The organism is Pseudomonas sp. HMWF021 (assembly GCF_003061005.1).
In the GTDB taxonomy this organism is placed as follows: domain Bacteria; phylum Pseudomonadota; class Gammaproteobacteria; order Pseudomonadales; family Pseudomonadaceae; genus Aquipseudomonas.
Genome location: NZ_QAIK01000104.1, coordinates 75050 through 80385 on the forward strand (window position 1 = coordinate 75050; position 5336 = coordinate 80385).

Here is a 5336-nt window from a genome sequence, read left to right on the forward strand (position 1 = left end):
GAACCATCCGCGCGGTTATCTCGAATGATGTCGTTCCAATACTGAATGTTAGTTTCGGTCAGGTGTTAGATATCGTCGGGAAAATACGCTGGAAATGCCTTTTGCAAGTCCGTAGATATAAACCTGCCGTTCGACTTTTATCAGTTGGGTAAGACTGTGAAAGAACGACGGATCTTGTTCGCGCTTTTTGCGGACTTGAACGCTACCACCTCTAACTCAGGCCGGTTTTTAACAGGTCAAATGTTAGAAAGGAGTTGATATGAAAAAAGTGATGGCGATTGCTCTGTTGTCGATGTTGAGCAACTTGGCATCCGCAGCTGAAGCGCCGCTGACAGCGGTGACCAATGTGGCGGGTAATGTAGCGGCTTCCACAGCGCCTGCAGCCAGCACTGCAATGGTCGCCAGTGCTGTAGCGGCGTCCAACAGTGGTGGAAGTGCCAACGGCGGGACTACCGGTACGACCGGGACCACCGGCACAACCGGCACGCATAACTAACAGGAACAGTTGTTAGTGCAGTACAAGGTCGCCCGACGCAAGTCGGGTGACTTTGTTTTTAGATTCGCCCTTGAATAGCGTAGTGCCATTATGACTCGTAGTTTTTCTCTTTTGCTGTTGGCAAGTATCGCTTTGCAAGGCTGCATGTTTTCCCCGGGCCAATACCTGAGCACCGGCGATATCACTCGCCAGGGCGCCAGCGAAAGCAGCCGGGTCGAGCTGATTCCGATCACACCCAAACTGATTTCGATGAACCGCGCCACGCAAAAGCGCAGCCAGGTGCCGACCGAACTGCTGGAGGCACCGAGCGAGTACCGCATCGGTGCCAACGACGTGTTGTACATCACCGTCTGGGATCACCCCGAACTGACCGCGCCTTCGGGGGCGCAACAACAGATCGATGCCAACGGCCGTCTGGTGCGCACCGATGGCACGCTCTATTACCCCTATATCAAGGAAGTCCAGGCCGCCGGCCGGACCATCCAGCAATTGCGCTCGGACATCGAACAGCGGCTGTCGGCATTCATCGCCGAGCCGCAAGTGGATGTCGCGGTGCTGCGTTTCGCCAGCCAGAAAGTGGTGGTTTCGGGTGCCGTGGCCAAGGCCGGTCCGCAGCCGATTTCGACCAACCCGCTGAGCGTGGTCGAGGCGCTCGGTTCGGCCGGGATCGATACCAACAACGCCGACTTGTCAGGGCTGGTGCTGACGCGCAAGGGGCGCGCCTATGCGCTGAATCTCGATACGCTCAATCAGCAGGATTCCGCGTTGCAGAACGTCTACCTCAAGGGGGGCGATCAGCTGTACCTGCCGTACAACGACAACAAGCGCATCTACGTCATGGGTGAGGTCAATCAGCCGCGTGCGCTGAGCTTCAAGACCGCGACCATGAACCTGTCGGATGTCCTCGGTTCGGTGGGCGGCCTGAGCCAGACCACGTCCAACGGCAACGCCGTGTACGTGATTCGCGGGGTGGAAAACCTCGATGTCGAGCCGGCGAAGGTCTATCAACTGGAAGCCCAGTCGCCGACCGCCATGGCGCTGGCTTCGCACTTCGAAGTCCGTCCCCAGGATGTTGTTTATGTTGGTCCGGCCAACGTCACGCGCTGGAACCGCTTCATCAGCCAACTGGTGCCTTCGGCATCGATTGTCGGGACCGGGGCTTCCGCTGCGAAGAACTGGAGCGAATTCACCAACAACAGCAAATAAGGCCCGACTGTGAACCCGTTGAAAGTTGGCGTCTTGATGGCGGCCTTGTTGCTGTGTGGCTGTAACCCGCTGATGAGCGCGTCGTTGAACAACCTCAAGGCCGCAGTGGTAGGCCCGGCGGAACTGGAGGTGACCCCGGCCCAGGTGGCCGAGGTCGATTACCCGCAACTCAAACTGACCACGCCCTCCGGCTCCGGGGTGCTGGCGCTGGTACGCGAGCGCGGCGACCTGCAGTTCTGGGTCGCCTCGGGCAAGCAGGTGTTGCTGCTGCGCGATGGCCTCGCCGTGCGCACCATCGGCCTGGGCGTGGAAGGCGATCTGGACGGCACGCGGCTGTCCGACGACTCGCCGTTCAAGCAAGGCCTGCACCACGTCATCGACGGCCAGACCAGCCAGCGCTGGATCGACCTCTACAAGGGGCAGGAAATCGGGGTGCTGGTGAACAGTCGCTTCTCCCGCCGCTCGGTGGAAACCCTGAACATTCTGAACAAGGAATACACCGTGCTGCGTGTCGACGAACGCATTGATGCGCCGGCCCTCGGCCTGCGCGCGACCAATCGTTACTGGGTCGACCCGGTGGACGGTTTCATCCTGCGCAGTGAACAGCAACTGACCTCGCAACTGCGGGTCCGGATCGTCCAGTTGACCCCTGCTCGCAGGCATTTGCCGTGAAGCGGTTCAGGGTGTTTTCGGCGTGTTTGATGATGTTCGGCGCGGCGAGTCAGGCGGCGGTGACGGTCAGTGGCGATGTGGCCAATCCCGGGCCGGTCGAGCTGCCGGCCAACGGTCGTTTGCTCGATGTGATCAGCGTGGCGCAACCGAATGCCGAGGGTTACTGGCTGGCGGGTGGCTTGTTGCGTCAGTCGTTGCTGGAGCAGCAGGCGCAGCTCAAGGCCGGGGTGCTGTTCGATCTGGATGTGCTGTATCGGCTGGCTTTGCTGTTCGATCGGCCAGGCAGGGCAGAACTTGCGCAGCGCGTCGCCGGGCAGGTGCGGCAGATGCCGGTTACCGGACGCCAGGTGGCGAATCTGGACCCGGTGGCATTGGAGGTCGGCTTTGCGCGCAACGTCCGTCTGGGCGATGGCGATCGCCTGATTTACCCGCCGCGAGTTGATGAAGTTGAAGTGCTTGGCGCCGTCGCCCAGACCTGTCACCTGCCTTATCAGCCGCTGCAGGAAGCGCGCGAGTACCTGCAGGACTGCACGCCACTGGTGGACGCCGAAGCCGATTATCTGTGGCTGATCCAGCCCGATGGCGTCACGCGCAAGGTTGGCATGGCGCACTGGAATCGCGAGAGCGGGCAGTTCCCGGTCGCCGGCAGCAAGATTCTGGTGGGGCTGAAAAACGATGATCTGGATCCGCCTGTTCCTGAACTGAATCAGCAGTTGGCCGAATTTATTGCCACGCAGCTGGCTGGGGTGGTTCGTTGAAGTTACGTGTTGCAGCTGTGTTGTTATTGCCGTGCGGTCTGGTCCATGCCGAACCGCGCATTACCCAGAATGATTTTGGTGGCACCGGTCTGTTGCAGACCCCGACCGCGCGCATGGCCCCGGCGGGCGAGCTGAGCGTCAACGCCAATCGCACCGAGCCTTACAGCCGCTACAGCGTGTCGCTGCAGCCACTGGACTGGCTCGAAGGCTCTTTCCGCTATACCGCCATCACTAACCGCCCGTACGGGCCGGAGTCGATGAGCGGCAGCCAGAGCTATAAGGACAAGGCGGTGGACGTCAAAGTCCGGCTGTGGGAGGAGAGCCACTGGGCGCCGGATTTCGCGCTGGGCTTCCGGGACATCGGCGGTACTGGCTTGTTCGCCAGTGAATATTTCGTCGCCAACAAGCGCTATGACAATTTCGATTTCAGCGCCGGCATCGCCTGGGGTTACCTCGGCAATCGCGGCGACATCGACAACCCGTTGGGCTATCTCGATGACCGCTTCAAGACCCGGCCTGCGATGGAAGGCACCGGTGACGTCAATGCCGGTTCGTACTTTCGTGGCAAGCCGTCGTTCTTCGGTGGCGTGAGCTACCAGACGCCGTGGGATCGCCTGAGTCTGAAACTCGAATACGAAGGCAACGACTACAAGCACGAGCCGAAGGACAACGTGATCAAGCAGGACTCGCCGATCAACTTCGGCGCAGTGTTCAAGGTGGCCGATTCGGTGGATGTCAGCGCGGCGTGGGAGCGTGGCAATACGGCGATGTTCGGCATCACATTCCACACCAATTTTGTCAGCCGCAAGGCACCGGCCAAGACCTACGATCCAGCGCCGGAACCGCTGCCGGCGAAGCTGCCGAGCACGTCGATGGAGCAGGTGAACTGGGCTGACGTATCGCAACGCCTGCAGCAGAATGCCGGGTACAAGGTCGAGCGCATCAGCCAGCGTGATTCCGAGCTGATCGTGTACGGCGAGCAGCAGCGTTACTTTCATTCGTCGAAGGCTGTCGGCCGCGCGAGCCGGATTCTCGACAACAGCGTGAACGACGACATCAACTGGTTCACCGTGGTCAACAAGCGCTACGACCTGCCGCTGGAAGAGACCAGCGTGCCACGCCAGACCTTCCGCGAAGTGATCAATAACGAGGAGCCGCTGGAGTCGTTGCACCGCACCACCGAGATCAACCCGGCGATGCCGCACAACGAGAAAACCCTCTACAGCGAAGCGCCGCAGCACTTCAGTTATGGCGTCGGTCTGGGCTTCAAGCAGAACGTGGGTGGCCCGGATGGCTTGCTCTATCAGTTCAGTGCCGACGCGGACGCTGAGTATCGCTTCAATCGCAACACCTGGTGGAGTGGGCTGCTCAGCGCCAACCTGATCAACAACTTCGACAAGTTCACCTATGATGCGCCAAGCGGCCTGCCGCGGGTGCGCACCGATTTGCGTCAGTACCTGACCACCTCGGAAGTGACCATGCCGTTGTTTCAGGTCAGCCATGCCGAGCAGTTGGACAAGGACCTGTATGGCATGGTCTACGGCGGATATCTGGAGTCGATGTTTGCCGGTGTCGGCGGTGAAGTGCTGTTCCGGCCGACCGGTGAACGCTGGTCGGTGGGGGCGGATCTGAACTACGTGCGTCAGCGCGAGTTCGACCAGGGTTTCGGTTTGCGCGATTACTCGATCTGGACCGGGCACATCACCGGCTACACCGACTTGCCGTATGACACGTTGGCGGCGGTCAGTGTCGGTCGCTACCTGGCCGGCGATTGGGGCGGCACGCTGGATATCTCCCGCGAGTTCTTCAATGGCGTGCGCTTCGGCGCCTGGGCCACGATCACCACCGCCGGCAGCGCCGAGTACGGGGAGGGCAGTTTCGACAAAGGTATCTACCTGTCGATCCCGTTCGACGAAATGATGAGCATGTCGACCATGCGCCGCGCCAATCTGGTCTGGGCTCCCCTGACCCGCGACGGCGGCGCAAGGCTCAATCGCAGTTTCCAGCTGCACTCGATGACCGACAGCCGCGAGGGCGACATGTTCTATCGCAACTTCTCGAAGATTACCGAGTAAATCCCGGGAATCTGTGGGAGCTAGCCTGCTGGCGATGGCGTCGGCACATCCAGCAACCATGCTGCCTGACCCACCGCTTTCGCGGGCAAGCCACGCTCCCACAGTGTTTTGTGGTGAGGCACATATCCC

5 protein-coding genes are annotated in these 5336 nt (G+C 60.5%); all 5 read left to right on the forward strand.

The features are described 5' to 3' along the window. Window positions 1–259: 259 nt before the first annotated feature. Entirely contained in the window at window positions 260–496 is a 237-nt protein-coding gene (locus tag DBR18_RS14080; RefSeq protein WP_108590764.1) for a hypothetical protein, read from the forward strand. A 144-nt stretch (window positions 497–640) separates the two neighbouring features. Further along, a complete protein-coding gene (locus DBR18_RS14085) occupies window positions 641–1702 on the forward strand; it encodes a polysaccharide biosynthesis/export family protein (protein ID WP_108590765.1) in 1062 nt (353 codons plus the stop codon). Window positions 1703–1711: 9 nt separating this feature from the next. After that, window positions 1712–2374: a YjbF family lipoprotein gene (locus tag DBR18_RS14090; protein WP_108590766.1), complete on the forward strand. Its 663-nt coding sequence runs from the start codon at window positions 1712–1714 to the stop codon at window positions 2372–2374. Beyond that, complete coding sequence (locus tag DBR18_RS14095) at window positions 2371–3132, forward strand: capsule biosynthesis GfcC family protein (protein WP_371921097.1); 762 nt, start codon at window positions 2371–2373, stop codon at window positions 3130–3132. The genes DBR18_RS14090 and DBR18_RS14095 overlap by 4 nt, the downstream gene beginning before the upstream one ends. Beyond that, window positions 3129–5207 (forward strand): YjbH domain-containing protein, encoded by a 2079-nt coding sequence (locus DBR18_RS14100; RefSeq protein ID WP_108590767.1) that lies wholly within the window; start codon window positions 3129–3131, stop codon window positions 5205–5207. Before DBR18_RS14095 ends, DBR18_RS14100 begins: the two co-directional genes overlap by 4 nt. Window positions 5208–5336: the final 129 nt, after the last annotated feature.